General features: G+C 70.8%; 15 protein-coding genes. 3 read left to right on the forward strand and 12 right to left on the reverse strand.

From position 1 onward, the window contains the following. Positions 1-61: 61 nt before the first annotated feature. A complete protein-coding gene (gene uvrA / locus ACMXN5_RS08305; protein WP_439674711.1) occupies positions 62-2,908 on the reverse strand; it encodes an excinuclease ABC subunit UvrA in 2,847 nt (948 codons plus the stop codon). Between the two features lie 416 nt (positions 2,909-3,324). On the opposite strand from uvrA, the gene ACMXN5_RS08310 reads away from it, so the two are divergent. Beyond that, positions 3,325-4,059 (forward strand): maleylpyruvate isomerase family mycothiol-dependent enzyme, encoded by a 735-nt coding sequence (locus ACMXN5_RS08310; RefSeq protein ID WP_439674712.1) that lies wholly within the window; start codon positions 3,325-3,327, stop codon positions 4,057-4,059. 45 nt (positions 4,060-4,104) lie between these two features. Continuing rightward, positions 4,105-4,761: an MBL fold metallo-hydrolase gene (locus ACMXN5_RS08315; RefSeq protein ID WP_439674713.1), complete on the forward strand. Its 657-nt coding sequence runs from the start codon at positions 4,105-4,107 to the stop codon at positions 4,759-4,761. Positions 4,762-4,786: 25 nt separating this feature from the next. Here ACMXN5_RS08315 and ACMXN5_RS08320 read toward each other — a convergent pair whose 3' ends face one another. Then, complete coding sequence (locus ACMXN5_RS08320) at positions 4,787-5,341, reverse strand: CGNR zinc finger domain-containing protein (RefSeq protein ID WP_439674714.1); 555 nt, start codon at positions 5,339-5,341, stop codon at positions 4,787-4,789. Positions 5,342-5,466: 125 nt separating this feature from the next. Here ACMXN5_RS08320 and ACMXN5_RS08325 point away from each other — a divergent pair, with 125 nt between their 5' ends. Further along, on the forward strand, positions 5,467-5,631 hold the full coding sequence (locus tag ACMXN5_RS08325; protein WP_380011333.1) for a hypothetical protein: 165 nt from the start codon (positions 5,467-5,469) through the stop codon (positions 5,629-5,631). Here the strand turns inward: ACMXN5_RS08325 and ACMXN5_RS08330 are convergent. From ACMXN5_RS08330 to ACMXN5_RS08375, 10 genes are all read right to left on the reverse strand, one after another. Then, a complete protein-coding gene (locus ACMXN5_RS08330) occupies positions 5,628-6,617 on the reverse strand; it encodes a TerC family protein (RefSeq protein WP_439674715.1) in 990 nt (329 codons plus the stop codon). The genes ACMXN5_RS08325 and ACMXN5_RS08330 overlap by 4 nt on opposite strands. Positions 6,618-6,783: 166 nt before the next feature. Further along, positions 6,784-7,440, reverse strand: coding sequence for a 3'-5' exonuclease (locus ACMXN5_RS08335; RefSeq protein WP_439674716.1), 657 nt, complete (start codon positions 7,438-7,440; stop codon positions 6,784-6,786). Between the two features lie 1,785 nt (positions 7,441-9,225). Further along, a complete protein-coding gene (locus ACMXN5_RS08340) occupies positions 9,226-10,974 on the reverse strand; it encodes a TerD family protein (protein ID WP_439674717.1) in 1,749 nt (582 codons plus the stop codon). 104 nt (positions 10,975-11,078) lie between these two features. Continuing rightward, entirely contained in the window at positions 11,079-11,651 is a 573-nt protein-coding gene (locus tag ACMXN5_RS08345) for a TerD family protein (protein ID WP_078977660.1), read from the reverse strand. 218 nt (positions 11,652-11,869) lie between these two features. Continuing rightward, entirely contained in the window at positions 11,870-13,951 is a 2,082-nt protein-coding gene (uvrB, locus tag ACMXN5_RS08350) for an excinuclease ABC subunit UvrB (RefSeq protein WP_395788904.1), read from the reverse strand. 157 nt (positions 13,952-14,108) lie between these two features. After that, positions 14,109-14,708, reverse strand: a complete 600-nt coding sequence (coaE, locus tag ACMXN5_RS08355) for a dephospho-CoA kinase (protein ID WP_439674718.1) — start codon at positions 14,706-14,708, stop codon at positions 14,109-14,111. A 143-nt stretch (positions 14,709-14,851) separates the two neighbouring features. Further along, positions 14,852-15,607, reverse strand: coding sequence for a decaprenylphospho-beta-D-erythro-pentofuranosid-2-ulose 2-reductase (locus ACMXN5_RS08360; protein WP_395788908.1), 756 nt, complete (start codon positions 15,605-15,607; stop codon positions 14,852-14,854). 63 nt (positions 15,608-15,670) lie between these two features. Further along, the gene (locus tag ACMXN5_RS08365; protein WP_439674719.1) at positions 15,671-17,056 is read right to left on the reverse strand and encodes an FAD-binding protein; all 1,386 of its coding nucleotides are present in this window, start codon (positions 17,054-17,056) and stop codon (positions 15,671-15,673) included. Beyond that, positions 17,049-18,044 (reverse strand): decaprenyl-phosphate phosphoribosyltransferase, encoded by a 996-nt coding sequence (locus tag ACMXN5_RS08370; protein WP_395788912.1) that lies wholly within the window; start codon positions 18,042-18,044, stop codon positions 17,049-17,051. The genes ACMXN5_RS08365 and ACMXN5_RS08370 overlap by 8 nt, the downstream gene beginning before the upstream one ends. 4 nt (positions 18,045-18,048) lie before the next feature. Further along, the gene (locus ACMXN5_RS08375; protein ID WP_395788914.1) at positions 18,049-18,612 is read right to left on the reverse strand and encodes a phosphatase PAP2 family protein; all 564 of its coding nucleotides are present in this window, start codon (positions 18,610-18,612) and stop codon (positions 18,049-18,051) included. Between the last annotated feature and the right edge of the window lie 115 nt (positions 18,613-18,727).

Here is an 18,727-nt window from a genome sequence, read left to right on the forward strand (position 1 = left end):
GCGTCGGCCGCGCCACCGTGAGACCGGTCAATCCTCGCACCCGGCCCCCGCGCCACTCGCGTCAGCGTCGGTCCTGGAGCACGTCCTGGAGGAACTTGCCGGTGTGGCTGCCCGCCACCTCGGCGACCTCCTCGGGGGTGCCCTCGGCGATGACGAGCCCGCCGCCGCTGCCGCCCTCGGGGCCGAGGTCGACGACCCAGTCGGCGGTCTTGATCACGTCGAGGTTGTGCTCGATCACGATCACCGTGTTGCCCTTGTCGACCAGGCTGGTCAGCACGCCGAGCAGCCGGCTGATGTCCTCGAAGTGCAGACCCGTGGTCGGCTCGTCGAGGACGTAGACCGTCTTGCCGCTGGAGCGGCGCTGCAACTCGGAGGCCAGCTTGACGCGCTGCGCCTCGCCGCCGGAGAGCGTGGTGGCGGGCTGGCCCAGGCGCACGTAGCCCAGGCCGACGTCGTTGAGCGTGCGCAGGTGCCGGGCGATCGCGGGGACCGCCTCGAAGAAGGCCAGGGCCTCCTCGATCGGCATGTCCAGCACCTCGGAGATGTTCTTGCCCTTGAAGTGCACCTCCAGGGTCTCCCGGTTGTAGCGCGCGCCGTGGCAGACCTCGCACGGCACGTATACGTCGGGGAGGAAGTTCATCTCGATCTTGATCGTGCCGTCGCCCGAGCAGTTCTCGCAGCGACCACCCTTGACGTTGAACGAGAACCGGCCCGGGAGGTAGCCGCGCACCTTGGCCTCGGTGGTCTCCGCGAACAGCTTGCGCATGTGGTCGAACACGCCGGTGTAGGTGGCCGGGTTGGAGCGCGGGGTGCGCCCGATCGGCCCCTGGTCGACGTGCACGACCTTGTCGACCAGGTCGGTCCCGGTGATCCGGGTGTGCCGGCCCGGCACGCTGCGCGCGCCGTTGAGCTCGCGCGCCAGGTGCGTGTACAGGATGTCGTTGACCAGGGTCGACTTGCCCGAGCCGGAGACGCCGGTGACCGCGGTGAGCACGCCGAGGGGGAAGCCCACGGCGACGTCGCGCAGGTTGTTCTCCCGGGCGCCGTGCACCACGAGCCGGCGCTTCTTGTCCGGCACCCGGCGCTCGGTCGGGGTGGGGATCGACCTGCGGCCGGAGAGGTAGTCGCCGGTGGCCGAGCGTTTGTTCTTGAGCAGGTCCTTGTAGGTGCCCGAGTGCACCACCTCGCCGCCGTGCTCGCCGGCGCCGGGGCCGATGTCGACGACCCAGTCGGCGACCCGGATGGTGTCCTCGTCGTGCTCGACGACGATCAGCGTGTTGCCCATGTCGCGCAGCCGGACCAGGGTCTCGATCAGCCGGTGGTTGTCGCGCTGGTGCAGGCCGATGGAGGGCTCGTCGAGCACGTAGAGCACGCCGACCAGACCGGAGCCGATCTGGGTGGCGAGCCGGATGCGCTGCGCCTCGCCACCGGACAGGGTGGCCGCGGGGCGGCTCAGCGAGAGGTATTCCAGGCCCACGTCGATCAGGAAGCGCAGCCGCTCGTTGACCTCCTTGAGCACCCGCTCGGCGATCTTCTTCTCCCGCGCCACGAGCTTGATCCGGCTCAGGAACTCGGCGCAGTCGCTGATCGACATGCCCGCCACGTCGGCGATGGACTTGTCGGCGATGGTCACCGCGAGCACGATCGGCTTGAGCCGGGCGCCGTGGCAGGTGGCACACGGCACCTCGCGCATGAAGCCCTCGAAGCGCTCGCGACTGACGTCGGTCTCCGCCTCGGAGTGCCGGCGCACGATGTAGGGCAGCGCGCCCTCGAACGAGGTGTAGTAGGAGCGCTCGCGCCCGTAGCGGTTGCGGTACTTGACGTGGATCTGCGTCTTGTGGCCGTTGAGCAGCGCCTTCTTGGCCCGCTGCGGCAGCCCGTCCCAGGGGATGTCGGTCCGAAAGCCCATCTCCTCGGCGAGCGAGGAGACCAGCCGGCCGAAGTATTCCGACGCGTGTCCGACGTTCCACGGCGCGAGCGCGCCCTCGTCGAGCGACTTCTGCCCGTCGGGCACGACCAGCTCGGGGTCGACCTCCATGCGGGTGCCGATGCCGGTGCAGTCGGGACAGGCGCCGAACGGCGAGTTGAACGAGAACGAGCGCGGTTCCAGCTCCTCGAACGACAGGTCGTCGTAGGGGCAGTAGAGGTGCTCGGAGAACATGCGCTCGCGGTGCGCGTCGTCCTCGGGCAGGTCGACGAAGTCCAGGATGACCATGCCGGAGCCGAGCGCGAGCGCCGTCTCCACCGAGTCGGTCAACCGGCGCTTGGCGGAGGACTTCACGGTGAGGCGGTCGATGACCACCTCGATCGTGTGCTTCTCCTGCTTCTTCAGCTTGGGCGGGTCGGTGAGCTGGATCACCGTGCCGTCCACCCGGGCCCGGCTGTAGCCCTTGGACTGGAGTTCGGCGAACAGGTCGACGAACTCGCCCTTGCGCTCGCGCACGATCGGCGAGAGCACCTGGAAGCGGGTGCCCTCCTCCAGCTCCAGGACCCGGTCGACCACCTGCTGCGGGCTCTGCCGGGCGATCGGCCGGGAGCACTGGGGACAGTGCGGGTGGCCGATCCGGGCGTAGAGCAGGCGCAGGTAGTCGTAGACCTCGGTGATGGTGCCGACCGTGGAGCGGGGGTTGCGGTTCGTCGACTTCTGGTCGATCGAGACCGCGGGCGACAGGCCCTCGATGAAGTCGACGTCGGGCTTGTCCATCTGCCCGAGGAACTGGCGCGCGTAGGACGAGAGCGACTCGACGTAGCGGCGCTGTCCCTCCGCGAAGATCGTGTCGAAGGCGAGGGAGGACTTGCCGGAACCGGACAGGCCGGTGAAGACGATGAGTGAGTCGCGCGGAAGGTCGAGGGAGACGTCCTTGAGGTTGTGCTCGCGCGCGCCACGGACGATGAGACGGTCGGCCACTTGAGAATCGAAACCCTTCGACGACATGCCGCTGCGGCTGAATGGTGTCGAGCTGAACGGAAGCCGATCAAGGCTGATCGGTACGCGTCGACAGTGCGGATCGAGGATGCGGACCCGGGGGGTGGTCGCAGCCGAGGTCACGCCGATGGTGACGTTCTGCGGCCCCGGGTCGTTATGTCCTCGCGCCATCGTAAGCAGCCGCGGGCAGGTGTTTGTTCCCCTTTGAGGCGCCAGGCTATCGCACATTCATTCGAACAAAACTTCTTCGGGTCGTTCTTCACCCGATCGTGTGAAGCCCCGGGCCGGGCACTCGGGCCTGCCCGCCGCACTAAGCTGCAACACCACAGACCTCCGTCGCATCGGGACCCGTCTCGTTCCGCGAAGCCGCGGCGGAGGGCGATCCGGGGGAGGTAGACGTGACCACGGACGGGTTCGAGCCGGCCGCGATGCTCGCGGAGATCAACGAGGCGACCGCTCAGGTCCTGGCGAGCGCGGAACGACTGTCGGCCGATCACCTGGCCGGCCCGTCGCTGCTGCCCGGATGGAGCCGAGGCCATGTGCTGACCCACCTGGCCCGCAACGCGGACGCCCTGACCAACCTGCTGAACTGGGCCCGGACCGGGATACCCACCCCGATGTACCCGCCGGGCGACGCCCGCGACCGGGCCATCGAGGAGGGCGCCGGCCGGCCGCCGCAGGAGCAGCTCACCGACCTGTACGACGCCTCGGGCCGGTTCGCCCAGGCGTTCACGGCGATGACGCCGACCGCGTGGGGCGCCAAGGTGACCGCGCGCAATGCCGGCGAGATCGCCGCGACGACGCTGCCCGCCAAGCGGCTGCGCGAGTTGTACATCCACCACGTCGACCTGGACGCGGGCTGGACGCCGGCGCACTGGCCGACCGAGTACGCCGACCGTGAGCTGAACGAGGTGGCGGCGTCCTTCCGCGGCCGGCCGGACTGCCCGCCGCTGCTGCTGCGCGACGACATCACCCACCGCGAGCTGCTGATCGGCCCGGAGGGCGTGGCCCCCGCCGCGGTCGTCTCGGGCCGCCGCCAGTCGCTGCTCGCCTGGCTGATCGGCCGCGCCAACGGCGACGGATTGAGCGTCGAGCCGGCCGGCCCCCTGCCGACACCGCCCGCCTGGATGTAGCCGGCCGGTAGCCGAGAGGGCGCGCGGCCGGGGAGGATGGCCCGCATGACGTATCACGGATCCGTGAAGGTCGGCGGCGCCCCGGCCGGGCGCGAGCTGGCCGAGCTGATGATCACCAAGGTGGCCGTCGGGCCCTACGACAACGACGCCTACCTGCTGCGCTGTCGCGCCACCGATGAGCAGTTGCTGATCGACGCGGCCAACGACGCGGGCACGCTGATCACCCTGGTGGGCGACGGCGGCCTGGCCAAGGTGGTCACCACCCATCGGCACCAGGACCACTGGCAGGCGCTGGCCGAGGTGGTCGCGCACACCGGGGCCACCACGCTCGCGGGGCGCGCCGACGCCGAGGCCATCCCGGTGCCCAGCGACGTGCTCCTGGACGACGGCGACACGGTCGCGTTCGGGGCGATCGAACTGCGGGCCATCCACCTGGTGGGGCACACCGAGGGCAGCGTGGCGCTGCTGTACGACGACCCCAAGGGGCACCCGCACCTGTTCACCGGCGACTGCCTGTTCCCGGGCGGGGTGGGCAACACCTTCGGCGATCCCGCCGCCTTCGACCACCTGATCGACGACGTCGAGCACAAGTTGTTCGACGTGCTCCCCGACGAGACCTGGGTCTACCCGGGCCACGGCAACGACACCACGCTGGGCGCGGAGCGCCCCAACCTCGCCGAATGGCGCGCCCGCCGCTGGTAGCGGATCCGCGGGGCGCCGGGCCGGTTCAGGCCCGCCCGGCGCCCTCGGCGGCCCGGCGCCTGGCCCGGTGCGCCGCCACGTTCGCCCGGTTGGCGCAGGTGTCCGAGCAGTAGCGCTTGCGGCCGTTGCGCGAGGTGTCCGCGAACACGTGGTCGCAGGCCGCCGCCGCGCACACCCCGGAGCGGCCGAGCCCGTAGTCGGCCACCAGGTTGGCCAGCCCCAGTGCGGTGCTGATCCGGATGCGCTGGACGAACGGCACCCCCGACGGCGCGTGGTGCAGGTGCAGCCCATACCCGTGATCCACCAGCCGAGGTCGCGACTCGACCCGCTCCAGCAGGCCGTTCACGTGCGCCACGGCGGCCTCCAGATCGCCGAGCACGAAGAACGCGCGCAACTCCTCGGCCCAGGCGAGCAACGGTTCGAGCGCGCTGTCATCGAGGTCGGCGACCAGGTACGAGAACGGCCTCAGCACATCGCGCGCGGACTCCACGTCCGGCGCCGAGCCCTCCTCGCCGGTCCACGCGTTGACCATCGCGACGGCAGCGCCGACCCCGTCACTGCGGTAACCGTTGACTTCCATTGAACCCTTACCTAGGCTGCGAACTATGTAAGGAGCTACACCAGCACACCCATTACCCTAGCCAACATGGGGGCAACGCGATGTCTTCCCGGTGCGACGCCTGCGGACGGATCGAGGATCCGCGTATGACCGTACTGTCCCGGCACCTCACATCCCAGGGCGAAGTCGTCTACACCCGCTGCCTGTGCGGCAGCGTCGGGGTTCGACTGCGGCCGGGCCCGGACGCACGACGGCCCCCGCACGAGATCGTCCTCGCACAGGGGCCGCCGGCCGTACCGCTTCCGGGTTAGACGCTCGCGTCCCGGTCCGCCTTCGCGGCCGCCTCGGCCGCCGCCCGCTCGTCCTTCTTCGTCTTGCGCAGACTCAGCACCGTGGTCACCGCCAGGGTCGCCACGATCACGCCGAGCGAGAGCGGGATGCCGATCTCCGGCACGTGCACGCCCTCGCCGTGCAGCGCCTCGAAGATCAGCTTGACCCCGATGAAGCCCAGGATCACCGACAGGCCGTACGACAGGTAGACCAGCTTCTTCAGCAGTCCGCCGATCAGGAAGTAGAGCTGGCGCAGCCCCATCAGGGCGAACGCGTTCGCCGTGAAGACGATGTACGGCTCCTTGGTGAGGCCGAAGATCGCCGGGATCGAGTCGAGCGCGAACAGCACGTCGGTGGTACCGACGGCGATCATCACGATCAGCATCGGCGTGACCAGCCGCTTGCCGTTCTCGCGGACCACCAGCTTCATGTCGCGGTAGCCGTCGGTGGTCGGCAGCACCTTCTCGACCTTGCGCAGGAGGGCGTTCTCCTCGAACTCCTCGTCCTCGTCCGACTGCGCCTCCTTGATCAGCTTCCACGCGGTCCAGATCAGGAACGCGCCGAAGATGAAGAAGACCCACGAGAACGCGGCGACCACGGCGGCGCCGGCGGCGATGAAGGCGCCGCGCAACACGAGCGCGAGCAGCACACCCACGAGCAGCACCCGCTGCTGGTACTGCGGCGGCACCGCGAACTTGCCCATGATCAGCACGAACACGAACAGGTTGTCGACGCTCAGCGACTTCTCGGTGATGAAGCCCGCGAAGAACTCGCCACCGGGCTCGGCGCCGGCGAAGACCGTCAGGCCGATGCCGAACAGGACGGCGAGGCCGACCCAGAAGACGCCCCACAGGGACGCCTCCTTGAGGGTCACCTCGTGGGGTTTGCGGTTGATGAACAGATCGACGGCCACCAGTGCCAGCAGCACGACGATGGTCAGGATCCAGGCAACGGGTGAAACGTCCACTGCGCCTCCGGCAGACGTGGGGGGTCGCGTCATCGCCGGAGGGGGGTCTGTACCCCTCCGATTGCCTCCAGGATGCCAGAAGGTAAAGGAAACACCAAGCGATCCTTTGCCAAATCCTGGTGACACGGTGCCCGGCGACCCTTGCGTCGGGCTGCCCGGATACCCGTCACCGGGCGGGCGCGAACCCCCGGCGCGGCTTGAGCGGGGGCGCGGGCAGGGTCTCGGGGGCGCGGGCCGGCGGCACCGGCAGGCCCAGGCTGCGGGTGCCGAGGCCGGCGAGGAGCAGCGGCAGCAGGCGGGCGGTGACCCGGGCGTCGGCCAGGGCCGCGTGCGCGTCGGGGAAGGTCAGCCCGAAGTGGGCGCAGCAGGTGCCGAGCTTGTGGTCGGCCAGCGGCAGGCCGGACGCCTTGGCCAGCCGCATCGTGCACAGTGCGGGCAGGGTGGGCGGGGCCAGGCCGGCGGCGACGAACTCGGCCTCCAGGAAACGCTGCTCGAAGGAGGCGTTGTGGGCGACGACGACCGCGCCCGCGAGCAGGCCGGCCAACTCGGTGGCGATCTGAGCGAAACGGGGCGCGCCCACCACGTCGGCGGCGGTGATCCGGTGCACGTGGCTCGCGCCCACCGACCGCCCCGGATCGAGCAGCGTGGTCCACTCCCGCAACACCTCACCGGTACCGCGCATCCGCACTACGCCGATCTCCACGATTCGGTCCCCACGCGCGGGCGAGAACCCGGTCGTCTCCAGATCGACAACCGCGAACTCGGTCCGCGCGACCTCGGCGGCCACCCCGAGCATCCGCACCGGATCGACATAGGCGAACAAGGCGACATCCCTTTCCCCAGGCCGCCTCGATCACGACCGACGGCCCGAGAGTCTACGACCCCGGGCCCCCGCTTCCCGCCCCTTTCCCCCCAACTCCCCCAAACCGACGACCCCTCCACCCCCCACCCCGGGCAACCAACCCACCAGACCCCCAAGTCCCCCAACGCCCCCACCGATTCCGGATATCCCAACCGCCAGAAGCCGCAGCTTGGCGGTCACCCACCCGAATCACCCCAACCACCGGACCGGCTACGCCTTTTCAGCCACCCAAGCCCCGCGCCCCGGCGGCCTGGTAGCCGCCTCCGCGATCCACGCGGGGCCGGTCCTCAAACGCCGGACAGGCTGGGTCATTCGGGTACCCGACCAACGAAGGCTGCGGCGTGCTGACGCCCTGCAGCCGGGTGCCCTCAAGCCCCGAACGGCCCGGCCGGTTGCCGAATACCCCAACCACCGGATGCCGCAGCTGGACGGCGACCCACCCGGGCCGTCCTCAAACGCCGGACCGACTGGGTGGGATCGGCACCCCAAAGCGCCGGGGGCTGCGGCTTGGTAATAGCTCACCCGAGATCGTCCTCAAGCGCCGGACGGCCACTGCCGAAGGCTGTGGTTGGTCGGTGGCTCACCCGGGTTCGTCCTCAAACGCCGGACGGGCTGTCTACTTCGGGTACCCCGAGTCCCGGAGGCTGCGGCATAGTGATGACCGCCGGCCCGGTATCCCCTTACGCCGAACGGCCGGCTGGTTCGGGAGCGCCGAGGCCCACGGCTCCGTGCCTCCACCCCGGGAGGCGCGCCGATGATTCGAGCACCGCGAGCACCGGCGGCTGAGGTCGGGCAATGACATTGGGCCGAGCGCCGTCAATCAGCCCGTCCGCCCGCCACTCGAGGACAGCGGGCCGCAGCCCCCAACGCTCGGGGCGCCGAAGAATCAGCGCACCGCCCGGCGCTTGAGCACACCCGGCCGGAGACCAACAGCCACCGCAGCCCCAACACTTGGGGCACCCAACACAATCAGCCCGTCCGGCGCTGGAGGACACCGGGCCGGAGGCCACCACGCAACCGCAGCCCCCGTCCGGCGCTTGAAGACAACCCGGAAGGAGGCGAACAGCAAACCGCAGCTCCAACACTCGGGGCACCGAACAATCAGCCCGTCCGGCGCCTGAGAACACCCGGCCGGAGACCATCACGCAACCGCCGACACTCGGGGCACCCGCACCACCCAGCCCGTCCGGCGTTTGAGCACAACCCGGAAGGAGGCCACCAGCAAACCGCAGCCTCGGCGCTCGGGGCAGCGAACAATCAGCCCGTCCGGCGCTTGAGGACACCGCCGGAGGCCACCACCAACCGCAGCCCCCGACGCTCGGGGCACCCGCACCACCCAGCCCGTCCGGCGCTTGAGGACAACCCGGAAGGAGGCCACCAGCAAACGCAGCCCCGGCACCCGGGGCACCAAACCACCCAGCCCGTCCGGCGCTTGAGGACACCCGGCCGGAGGCCACCACCAACCGCAGCCCCCGACACTCGGGGCACCCAAGCCACCCAGCCCGTCCGGCGCTTGAGGACAACCCGGAAGGAGGCCACCAGCAAACGCAGCCCCGGCACCCGGGGCACCAAACCACCCAGCCCGTCCGGCGCCTGAGGACACCCGGCCGGAGGCCACCACCAACCGCAGCCCCCGGCGCTCGGGGCACCGAACCGCCCAGCCCGTCCGGCGCTTGAGGACGCCGCGCGGCACGCGACCCGGCGGCCCGGCCGGGCCCGGAAGACCCCGACCCGGCCGCCCCCGGCCTAGCGCGCGCCCGCCACCCAGGACAGGAGTTGGCGTGCGGCCTCGGCGCCGCCGGAGGGCAGGTCCGGGGTGTACACCCACGGCAGGCCGATCCACGGATCCATGATGTGGTCCTCCGGAATCGCCGTCAGCCGCAACAACGACCGCCACAACGGCTCCAACAGCGGCCCGAACGACTCGGCGTCCACCCGCGACCCGACCACGATCACATGCACCCCGACCCGCGGCCCCTCCTCGACGATGTGCCGCAACTGCGCCGCACTGCGATCGTCGAACCCGAACGGGAAATCGTGCACCAGCAACAACTGCCGTGCCAGATCCAGCCCGTCCGGCAGCGAGTCCACCGCGTCGTTGGCCACCGCCATCCGCACCAGCTCGATGCGGTCGATGATCCGACCCAGCAGCGCCGAGATGTCGGCCGCGTCGGTGGCCACCGGCCCCACCAGCAACCGTGAGGCCGCCAGCGGCTGCAACGGCGCCGCCGCCGTGCCCTTGCCCGCCGGGTCGATCACGTGCACCTTGAACTCGCCCACCGGGAAGGCCGCGAACATCCGCGCGGTCAACGACACCGCCAGCTCGTTCGCCCGCTCCGCGCCGTCGCCCCGGTCTCCCTCCAGACCGGTGGCGCCGGTGTCCACCCACAACCCGCGATCCATCGGCAGCCGCAACACCATCGGCACCCGCAACTCGGGCCGCTCCGGCAGATACAGGTCGCCGAGCCGAATCGCCGGCGCCCCGTCCTCCGGCGCCTGCCACCCGGCCCACGAGGTGCTGTCCCAACGCGCCATCACCGGCGGCAGGTTCGGCTCCAACTGCTCGACCTCGCCGACCAGTTGCGCGGTGTCGCGATCCAGCACCGCCTTGGCCTGCTCGGCCAGCGCCCGATGCCGATCCCGCGCCGTGTCCTGCGCGGCCAGCCCCGCAGGCGAAAAGCGCGCGGCGGGGTCGTTCAGGACCCCCTCCAGCTCCTTGTCCAGCCGGCCGTCCGCGTACTCGATCGCCGAGCGATAGGCCGCAGCCGACCGCGCCGCGTCCTCGAACACGCCCCAGACCTGTTCGTACAGCTTCTCCACCTCGCGCCGCGCGGCCCGCCGGCTCGCCTCCTGCTCGACGTCCGGCGGCGGCGCGGCCCAGGCCATCCCGCCGTTGGCGTCCACGCGCGGCACGGTGCCCGGCTCGCGCGGCTCCGTGGGCGCGTTCGCGGCGCTGAACGGCGCGGCGGCCGGCCCGCCGAGCGCGGTCCGCGCGCGGTCCACCACCCGGGCCCGGTTCTGTACCCCGACGTCCTTGAGCAGCGCCTCCAGGCCCGCGTCGTAGCCCTGCCCCACGGCGCGCACCTTCCACGCCCCCTGGCGCCGGTACAGCTCCACCGTGTGCAGTGCCCGCTCGTTGCCGAGGTCGGTGACCCGGAAGGAGGCCAGGTCCTCACCCCCCGCGCGCACGGTGACCACGGGCGCCGCGACCACGCCGAAGCGGTCCACGCCGCCGCCCTCGAGGGAGGCGCCGACCAGCACCCGCTCGACCTCGGCGGGCAGTTTGTCCAACTCGAAGGTCGCACCGGCCTGACGGATCGTCACCCCGGCGGTGTCGCCACCGCCGCGCTGGACCACGTCGTCGTCGCCGCGGACCCGATCGTCGGCCCCCACCAGGGCCACCACCAGCTCGACCGGACACTGCGCCGCGACCTCGACCTCCACCCGGGTGTCGGGCAGTGCCAGATTCTGACCCCGTACCAGTTCGGTGCTCACGTGCGTTCGTCCCCTCCCCGCCCCGCCGGGACGGACCCCGCGCGAGCGGGCCGGGAGGCGTCGTCCGCCCGTCCCGGCCCGCTCGCCATGTGTGGTTGTGCGTCCTACAGGTGCGCCATCAGAGCCGGCAGGAGGTCGCGCAGGGTCTGCCCGTGGGCGGGCTCGCCGATCGCGGCCATCTTCCAGCCGGTGCCGTGCCGGTACAGCTTGGCCATGATCTGGCCGGTGTAGTTGCCACCGCCGGAGAGCGTGTAGCGGGCCAGCTCGGTGTTCGTGGTCTCGTCCACGATCCGGCAGAACGCGTTCTCGATCTCCTGGAAGGTCTGCCCCTGGAAGGAGCTGACCGTGAAGATGATCTGGTCCACGTGCACCGGCACGCGACCCAGGTCCACCAGGATCGACTCGTCGTCGCCGTCACCGTGCCCGGTCAGGTTGTCGCCGGTGTGGCGCACGGACCCGTCCTTGCTGGTGAGCTGGCCGAAGTAGCAGACGTCGACCGGCTGGTTCTCCGCGAAGAGCACGCACGACGCGTCGAGGTCGACCTCCTTCTCCCGGCTGCCGAACAGGCCGCGGCGCTTGATGGCGTCCCAGCCCAGGCCCATCCGGACCATGGTCAGCTCGCCACCACCCGGCTTGTCGAGTGAAATCCTCTGGCCCTTGGACATGTTGACGGCCACTGGCGACGTCTCCCCTCACAGATTTTCGGTCACGCGGCTCGTGGGCCCCGCCCCGGAACGGGGCAGGCGGGCCCGTACTGGCCGCAGAGTAGTCCTCGGGGGTCGCCGGTGTCCCGGCGAGCCCCCTCGGACACATTCAGGGTCACGAACCTACCGGTCATGACGTACGGACTCGGCAGGCCGTTCCCTCGGATCCGGCGCGCCGTCCCGTCATCCTGCTACGCGATGCCCGCGGCCTTCATCCCGCGCAGCTCCTTCTTCAGCTCCCCGACCTCGTCGCGCAACCGCGCGGCCAGCTCGAATTGCAGTTCGGAGGCGGCGGCGTGCATCTGGTCCGTCATCACCCGGATCATGTCGGCCAGGTCGGTCGCGGGCATGTCGCTCGCCCCGCCCTTGCGGCCGAGCGCCGGCACCGGTGCCTTCTGCCGGCCCCGGCCCCCGCCGGACAGCAGGTCGGCGGTGTCCGCGTCCTCGCGCGAGATCGAGTCGAGGATGTCCACGATCTTCTTGCGCAGCGGTTGCGGGTCGATGCCGCGCTCGGCGTTGTACGCGACCTGCTTCTCGCGCCGGCGATTCGTCTCGTCGATCGCCTTCTCCATCGACGGGGTGATCCGGTCCGCGTACATGTGCACCTGGCCGGACACGTTGCGCGCGGCGCGGCCGATGGTCTGGATCAGCGAGGTGCCCGAGCGCAGGAAGCCCTCCTTGTCCGCGTCCAGGATGGACACGAGCGAGACCTCGGGCAGGTCCAGGCCCTCGCGGAGCAGGTTGATGCCGACCAGCACGTCGAACTCGCCCAGCCGCAGCTCGCGCAGCAGCTCCACCCGGCGCAGCGTGTCGATGTCGCTGTGCAGGTAGCGCACCCGCACACCCTGCTCCAGGAAGTAGTCGGTCAGGTCCTCGGACATCTTCTTGGTGAGCGTGGTGACCAGCACCCGCTCGTCCTTCTCGGCCCGGATCCTGATCTCGTGCAGCAGGTCGTCGATCTGGCCCTCGGTCGGCTTGACCACCACCTCGGGGTCGACCAGACCGGTCGGCCGGATGATCTGCTCGACCACCTTGTCGGCCTTGGCCAGCTCGTACTTGCCGGGCGTCGCCGACAGGTACACCGTCTGGCCGACCCGCTCCAGGAACTCCTCCCACTTCAGCGGGCGGTTGTCCATCGCGGACGGCAGCCGGAAGCCGTGCTCGACCAGCGTGCGCTTGCGCGACGCGTCGCCCTCGTACATCGCGCCGATCTGCGGCACCGTCACATGCGACTCGTCCAGCACCAGGACGAAGTCCTCGGGGAAGTAGTCGAGGAGCGTGTTCGGCGCGCTGCCGGCCTCGCGGCCGTCCATGTGCCGCGAGTAGTTCTCCACGCCGGAGCAGGTGCCGATCTGGCGGAGCATCTCGATGTCGTAGGTGGTGCGCATGCGCAGTCGTTGCGCCTCCAGCACCTTGCCCTGCTTCTCCAGCAGCGCCAGCGACTCCTCCAGCTCGCGCTCGATCCCGACGACCGCGCGCTCCATGCGCTCGGGACCGGCCACGTAGTGGGTGGCGGGGAAGACGTACAGCTCGTCGTCCTCGCTGACCACCTCGCCGGTGAGCGGGTGCAGCGTCATCAGCGACTCGATCTCGTCGCCGAACATCTCGATCCGCACGGCCAGCTCTTCGTAGACCGGGAAGATCTCGATCGTGTCACCGCGCACCCGGAAGGTGCCGCGCGTGAACGCGACGTCGTTGCGGGTGTACTGGTTGCCCACGAAGCGGCGCAGCAGGTCGTCCCGCTCGATCTCCTCGCCGACCCGCAGCCGGACCATGCGGTCCACGTATTCCTGCGGGGTGCCCAGGCCGTAGATGCAGGACACCGAGGCGACCACGACCACGTCACGACGGGTCAGCAGCGAGTTGGTGGTCGAGTGCCGCAGCCGCTCGACCTCCTCGTTGATCGAGGAGTCCTTCTCGATGTAGGTGTCGGTGGTCGGGACGTACGCCTCGGGCTGGTAGTAGTCGTAGTACGAGACGAAGTATTCGACGGCGTTGTTGGGCAGCAGCTCTCGGAATTCGTTGGCGAGCTGCGCGGCGAGAGTCTTGTTGGGCGCCATGACGAGCGTCGGTCGCTGCAGTCGCTCGATCATCCACGCGGTCGTCGCCGACTTCCCCGTGCCGGTGGCACCGAGCAGCACCACGTTGCGGTCGCCGGCGTTGATCCGCTCCTCGAGCAGATCGATCGCCTGCGGCTGGTCGCCGGACGGTTGAAAGGGACTGACGACCTCGAAAGGCGCCACTTTGCGTTCGAGATCGGTAATGGGTCGCACCGCATCTACGTTACGACCCCACACCGACAAACGACGGATCCCCCGAGGCCGGATGGGCCGACCCGAACGCCCGAAAACCCCAGCCTTCGCACCAAACGCTACGGGTGGAGCGGGCGGGTAAACCCCACCGACCCGGGCCGACGCGCGACCGAACGCCTCAGGCGCCCGTCAACCGCTCCCACAACGAGCGCACCTGCGGCTCCAGCGCCGCCAACGGCCCGTCGTTGTCGATCACCACGTCCGCGACCGCCAGCCGCTGCTCCCGCGACGCCTGCGCGGCCATCCGGGCCCGCGCGTCGGCCTCCGGCATGCCCCGCAGCCGCACCAGCCGGTCCAGCTGCGTCTCGGGGGCCGCGTCCACGACCACCACCAGGTCGTACAGCCCGGCCAGGTCGTTCTCCACGAGCAGCGGCACGTCGTTGACCAGCACCGCGTCCTCCCCGGCCGCCGCCGTCAGCTCCGCCGCGCGCGCCCCGACCAGCGGATGCACGATCGCGTTCAGCGCGGCCAGCCGCTCCGGCGCGCCGAAGACGATCCGGCCCAGCCCCGGTCGATCGAGCGAGCCGTCGGGCAGCAGCACCGACTCGCCGAATTCGGCGACCACCGCCGCCAGGCCGGGCGTCCCGGGCGCCACCACCTCGCGCGCGATCCGGTCCGAGTCGATCACCACCGCGCCCAGCTCCGCGAGCAGCCGCGCCACCTCGCTCTTGCCCGCCCCGATGCCACCGGTCAGGCCGACGTTTCCCCTGCTGCCCATGCCCGCGCCCCTCGTCCGTACCCGGGTCAACCACGACCGGGCCACCGTAGCGGCCGGGCGGCGCCCGCCCCGAAGGCCCCGGCGCCGGACACCCGAAGGCCCGCCCCGGACCACCGGGACGGGCCTGCGCGCGGCATGGGGCGTCAGATGTTGAGCTTGCGGAAGATCGGGCGCGGCACGTGCCGCAGCGCCGACATCACGAAGCGGAACTGGCCGGGCACCCACACCACCGACGACTTGCGCCGCAGGCCCTTGACGATCGCCTCGGCGACCACCTCGGGCGTGGTGGCCAGCGGCACGTCCGGCAGGCCCTCGGTCATCTTGGTCCGGACGAACCCGGGCCGGACCACCATCACGTGCACGCCGGTACCGTGCAGCTTGTCGCCCAGGCCCTGCGCGAACGCGTCCAGGCCGGCCTTGGTCGAGCCGTAGATGAAGTTCGACTTGCGGGCCCGCTCGCCGGCCACCGACGAGATCACCGCGAGCGCCCCGTGCCCCTGCCGCGACAGCGCGTTCGCCGCCGCGAGCCCGGCCGACACGCCCCCCACGTAGTTCACCTGCGCGACGCGCGCGGCGGCGGCCGGGTCCTTCGCGTCCGCGTCCTGGTCGCCGAGCACCCCGAAGGCGAGCAGCACGACGTCGATGTCGCCCGCCGCGAAGACCTCGTCGATGGTCTTCTCGTGGTCGTCGGGCTCGGCCGCGTCGAACGCGACCACCTCGACCGTGGCGCCGCGACCGCGCAGGTCGTCGGCGGCCGCGTCAAGCCCGGCGGAGGGGCGTCCGGCGAGCACGACCCGCCGCACGCGCTCGGCGACCATCGCGCGGGCCGTGGTCAGCGCGATCTCGGAGGTACCGCCGAGAACGAGCAGGGACTGCGGTGCGCCCAAGGCGTCTTTCACGGTGCGTCCTTCACAAAAGCGTGGTTCACGAGACGGAGGAGGGGGTGCTGCGGGGCCGGCCGGTCAGATCCCGAGCCGGCGCGCCTGGTCGGAGACGAACACCCCGTCCGGGTCGACCTTGGCGCGCACCTCGCGGAACTGCTCCAGCCGCGGGTACATCCGGGCCAGGTGGGCCGGGTCCATCCGCGAGTCCTTGGCGAGGTAGAAGCGGCCCTCGTTGGTCAGCACGATCTCGTCGAGCTCGCGCAGCAGCCGGGCCAGGCCGGGGGTGTTGGTCGGGAAGTCGAGGGTCAGCGTCCAGCCCGGCTTGGGGAAGGACAGGAAGCCCGCGTTGCCCGGACCGAAGCGCTTGAGCACGGTGAGCGAGGAGGGCGCGCCGTGCCGGCTGATCGTCTCGACCGCCTTGACCAGCCCGTCCTCGCGGCCGAACGGCACCACGAACTGGTACTGGAGGAAGCCGGTCCGCCCGTAGACCCGGTTCCACTCCTGGACCAGGTCGAGCGGGTGGAAGAACGCGGTGATCGACTGGAGTTGACCAACCTTGTGCTTGGGCGCCTTGCGGTACCACAGCTCGTTGAACAGCCCCATGGTGAGCTTGTTCGGCAGCCGACCCGGCACCAGGTCCGGCACGGTCAGCAGCGAGCCGGTACGAAAGCGCAGCGGGTCCCGGCGCTGCTTGGCGGGCAGGTCCTCCAGCGCCGCGAACTCGCCGCAGGTGAGCACGCAGCGGCCCAGGTTGGCGCCCTTGGCCAGGCAGTCGAGCCAGGCGACGGTGTACGTGTACTTCTCGTCCGTCTCGGCCATCAGCGCCATGGCCTCGTCGAGGTTGCGCGTGCGGTCGGTGTCCACCGACGCGAGCGAGGTCTCGATGGGCGTCATGCGGATGGTCGCGGACAACACCAGGCCGGTCAGGCCCATGCCGCCGGCGGTGGCCCAGAACAGCTCGGGGTCGTTCTCCGGGGTGACGGTGCGCTCGGTGCCGTCGGCCAGGAGCAGGTCCATGGACAACACGTGATTGCAGAAGCTGCCGTCGGCGTGGTGGTTCTTGCCGTGCACGTCGGCGCCGATCGCGCCGCCCACGGTCACCTGCCGGGTGCCGGGGGTGACGGGGACGAAGAAGCCGAACGGGACGAACAGTTCGATCAACCGGTCCAGGCTGACCCCGGCCTCGCAGGTGACCAGACCGCGTTCCAGGTCCACCGCGAGGATCCGGTCCAGGCCGGTCATGTCCAGGACGGTGCCGCCGCCGTTCTGCGCGGGGTCGCCGTACGAACGGCCCAGGCCGCGGGCGATCACCCCGCGCGAGGTGCGCTGCCCCAGGGCGGTCGCGACCTGCTCGCGGGTGGTGGGCCGCACGACGTCGGCGAAGGTGGGGGCGGTGCGTCCCCATCCGTTCAGCCGGACCCGTTGAGCGGTTGGTCGTACGTCGGCCGACGGGCCGTCAGACATGGAACACTCCCAGAACAAAGGTGAGAAGCCAGGCGAAGCCAAGGCCGACGAGGACCTTGTCCTTGAGGAGAACGTCCTCCGGGGACCCCGCGGTTCCGGCATCCACGTACACGGCGTAGCGCAGGAAGGCGAAGCCGAACGGGATCAGCGACAACTGGTGCCAGGCCAGGGTGGAATCGCCCTCGGGGATCTGGAACGCCCACAGCGAGTAGGTGAGTAGCGTCACCGAGACCGCCATCTGCCACACGAAGCGCAGGTAGGTGATCGAGTAGTTGGCCAGCGAGGCGCGCGTCTTGGCCGCCTCCTCGCCCATCAACACCATCTCCGAGTAGCGCTTGCCCGCGACCATGAACAACGACCCGAAGCCCGCGGTGAGCAGGAACCAGCGCGACAGCGGCAGTTCGGACGCGGTGCCGCCGGCCATCGCCCGGAACAGGAAGCCGGAGGCGACCATGGCCAGGTCGAGCACGACCACGTGCTTGAAGGAGAAGCAGTACGCGACGTTGAGCACCACGTACAGGCCCAGGACCAGCGCGGTCCCCGGGTTGCACAGCAGCACCCCGAGCACCACCGCGGCGATGCCCAGGATCGGGCCGAGCGTCCAGGCGAGCTTGACCGGCACCACGCCGGAGGCGATCGGGCGGTTGCGCTTGGTGGGGTGCTCGCGGTCGGCCTCGACGTCGAACGCGTCGTTGATGTAGTAGATCGCCGAGGCGGCGAGGCAGAACAGCGCGAACATGATCGCGCTGTGGCCCAGGACGTAGCCCTCGTCCAGTCGCCCGGCCGCCAGCGGCGCGGCGAACACGAGCACGTTCTTGACCCACTGCTTGGGCCGGGCCAGCTTCAGCAGGCCGCCGGCCAGCCCGCCGCGCGGCGGCGCGGGCGCCTCGACCGGGGTCGGGGCGGTGACGGTGGCGGTGGCCGCCGCGGCGGTGGCGACCAGGTCCTCTTCCGCCTCGAGCGACGGTTCGACTTCGGATGTACTCAAGACTTCAGAACCCCTTCGGACGCTCTGCGCGGCGAGCCCAGGCACGACCCAAGCCACCCGCGGCGAGACCCATGGTCGCGCCGGCGGCCACGTCGGACGGATAGTGGACGCCCACGACGAGCCGCGAGAAACACGTCGCGGCGGCTGCCGTGCCGGTGACGGCCGTGGGCAGCAGACCGTGGAACGCCACGGCCGCGGCAGCGGAGGAGACGGAGTGCGAGGAGGGGAAGCTGTGTCGGCCGGCGGTACGCACGGTCGGCTCCAGACCCGCTATCGCCGGTCGGGGCCGGCGCACGACCCGCTTGATCACCATGCTGGCCACGTGCGCCCCGGCGACGGTCGCGGTGGCGCGCAGCCACTCGGGCCGGCGGTCGCGGTCCACCGCGGCGCCGACCAGGCCCGCGGCGAGCCAGACACCCGCGTGCTCCCCGGCGAAGGACAGCGCCTTGCTCGTGCGCTGGACGACCGGGTGCCCGGTGCGGCCACGCACCCCGCGGTACAGGGCGACGTCGGACGCGCCGACGGTCTTGACTACCTGCCCGGTGGCGAACGCTCCACCAAAGGCCATCGAAATCCCCAATTCCTACTGCACGTCGAGTGAGCGCCCTGCCCCGAAGTCCGGGGGCCTACGTGCTCCGGCGGTCGTCCCGACCGCCACACGGGCCACTTCCAGATGAGCCCGG

The sequence above is a fragment of the Embleya australiensis genome, from assembly GCF_051903075.1.
Classification (GTDB): domain Bacteria; phylum Actinomycetota; class Actinomycetes; order Streptomycetales; family Streptomycetaceae; genus Embleya.